Below are 2,727 nucleotides of genomic sequence, written 5' to 3' on the forward strand. Positions count from 1 at the left end.
GTGAGTTTGCCCCACTTCTCTTTGACCCTCCCTTTGATTTCATTCCACTTTCCTTTCAAAATATCTTCATTCATGTTCGTCTCCTTTTATCTTATTCGCTGAAACAAGGACGTCCCGCGAAAATTCACCTCCCGATGCGAACCCTCTCATAGTAATACCGTCCGCCTGCCTTCGGTATCGGTATCTGTCCGAAACGCGAGCCGCTGTTTGTCTGATTTTCGGACCGGTGGTTGTCCTATGGCAGGAAGGGGCGCCGGAGGATTCGGATCAAGGGAAACCTTCCTTCGGGCCGTGGCGTCCCAACCTCGAGACGGGAACAAGACCGAGAGGAGGCCGATTCGGTCTGAAGAAGACGGCCGGAAGAGGGAGCCCCCTCCCCGGCCGCGACGAGCGAAAAAGGTATTTCCTATCTGATGCCCGGCGCAAGTCAGAAAGGGGAGACGCGCTTTCCTCCTTGTCTCGCCCGGAGGAGCGTGTATCGTATGGGCAATAAGGGGTAGAGGATGGGGGAATCCATCGTCATCGAACTGACCGCAACGGGAAAGGGGTCGTTCGCGGGACGGAGCATGCGGGTTGCCGCCCTCCTTCTCCTGTTCGGGCTGCTGGCACCTCCGGGAGTGTCGCCCGGCCCTGCCGCCGCTCCCGGCAACCCCTCTTCACGCGGCGGAATGGTTGGGGACAATTCGGTCTTTCTCCCCGGGAATGTCCGCGTTTCCGAGCGTCTCTTCGGTCTCCCGGGGCTCATTAACGTCGGTCGCGTGGCCAACGGAATCTTTCGGGGCGCCCAGCCGAAGCCCGAGGGGTACGCCACCCTGAAGGCGATGGGCGTCAGGACGGTAGTCAACCTTCGCACGCGTCACGGGGAGAGGAAGGCGGTCGAGGCGGCGGGGATGCGATATGTCGAGATCCCCATGAGTGTGTGGAAGAATGTCGACCCGGCGGCGGTGCGGAAGGCGCTGTCGGTGATGACCGACCCGGCGAACCAGCCCGTATTCGTCCATTGCTCCCGCGGGGTGGACCGCACGGGAGTGGTGGCGGCGGTCTACCGGATGGATGTCGACGGGTGGAGCGAAGCGGAGGCGGAGGCGGAGATGGAGGCCTTCGGCTTCCACGAGTTCTGGTCACAGCTCAAAGAGTTCGTTCGCCGGTACCAGGGAGGAGCAGAAGGGGACCCGGGCGGGGACGGCCCGTAAATCCATAGGGAATGGAGGTTCAGGGATGACGGGAGGCGGGTCGAAGGCGGGGGGGGTGTTCGTCCTCTCGGCGGCGGCCGGCGCGGGACATGTCCGGTCGGCGGAAGCTCTGGTAGCCGCCTTCGCGGCGAAGGGGATCGCCGCGAAGCATGTGGAGGTCCTGAAGTACTCCTCCTACTTCTTCAAAAAGGTCTTTTCGGACCTGTACTTCGAACTGGTCAACCGGCAGCCGGCGATCCTGGGGCTGGTCTACGACGCCATGGACCACCCGTGGATGTACAGGAAACGCCGCCTCGCGCTCGACCTGCTCAACACCCGGCCCCTCGCCAATCTGCTCAAGGAGGAGCGACCGCGGCTGGCCGTATGCACCCACTTCCTCCCGGCGGAGATCCTTCTCCACCTGCGCAGGAAGAAGATCCTGGACATCCCGGTCGGGGTCGTGATCACGGACTTCGACCTCCACGCCATGTGGTTGTACAGGGGAGTGGACTGGTACTTCGTCGCGTGCGAGGAGACGAAGGTCCACATGACCGCGCTCGGGGTTCCGCCGGAGACGATCCACGTCACGGGGATCCCCATCGACCCGGCCTTCTCCGCGGCGAGAGAGAAAGCGGAAACCCGCCGTGCGCTGGGCCTCGAGCAGGACCTCACCACGGTCCTCGTCTCCGCGGGGGGGTTCGGGATGGGGCCCGTGGAATCCCTTGCGAACGCCCTGCAGGAGGTCCGGCACCCCATCCAGGTGGCGGTGGTGTGCGGAAAGAACCCGGACCTGAAGCGCCGCCTGGAGGATCTTCCGGCTCCCAACCACCCCGTGAAGATCGTGGGGTTCACGACCGAGATGGAGCGGTGGATGGCGGCCTCGGATCTCCTCGTGGGGAAGGCGGGGGGGCTTACCAGCTCCGAGGCGCTGGCCTCGGGCCTGGTGATGGTCATCATCAACCCGATCCCGGGACAGGAGGAGCGCAACAGCGACCATCTCCTCGAGGAGGGGGTCGCCGTGCGGTGCAACAACCTCCCCGCTCTGGCCTACAAGATCGACTCCCTCCTGTCGGACAAGGAGCGGTTCGACCGGATGCGGCAGGCGGTCCGCCAAATGGCCCGCCCGAATGCGGCGGCCGACGTCGTGTCCCTGGTCTCCGGGGCGAGGACCTCGCCAAAGGGTCCCTCTCCGACCACATGAACGAATCGGTCTTTCGAAGGGCACCGCGAGTTCGACGATTAATGAAAGGTTGCCCGAAGCAGCTGCGACCGGCGTAGCGGGATCGGTGATGTCGGGCTGGTCGATCCGGCCCCTGAAACACAACGGCCGGAAGGGAAAAGTCGCCCTCCCGTGCGCGGCAGAAAAAGGAATTTCCTGTCGGGACTTACGATCACGACATGATTCCGGAATACATGGGGATCCATCGGGAGCAGCCCTCCTCTTCCCTATCGTCGGCGCAGACGAACATGGAAATTCCTGTCATCCCCTCTTCAGAAACCCCTTTAAACCATAAGACAAACATGTGAGAATCGGACAAACTACGATTCACATATC

The 2,727-nt window shown here is 62.8% G+C and carries 2 protein-coding genes; both read left to right on the forward strand.

Annotated elements, in window-relative coordinates; genetic code table 11:
- Positions 1–503: 503 nt before the first annotated feature.
- Positions 504–1,193 carry a tyrosine-protein phosphatase gene (locus VJ307_05510; protein ID HJX73595.1) on the forward strand — a complete coding sequence of 230 codons (690 nt, stop codon included), beginning with the start codon at positions 504–506 and terminating at the stop codon, positions 1,191–1,193.
- A gap of 25 nt (positions 1,194–1,218) precedes the next feature.
- Positions 1,219–2,373 (forward strand): glycosyltransferase, encoded by a 1,155-nt coding sequence (locus tag VJ307_05515; GenBank protein HJX73596.1) that lies wholly within the window; start codon positions 1,219–1,221, stop codon positions 2,371–2,373.
- Positions 2,374–2,727 lie beyond the last annotated feature (354 nt).

The organism is Candidatus Deferrimicrobiaceae bacterium (assembly GCA_035256765.1).
Taxonomy (GTDB): domain Bacteria; phylum Desulfobacterota; class Deferrimicrobia; order Deferrimicrobiales; family Deferrimicrobiaceae; genus CSP1-8.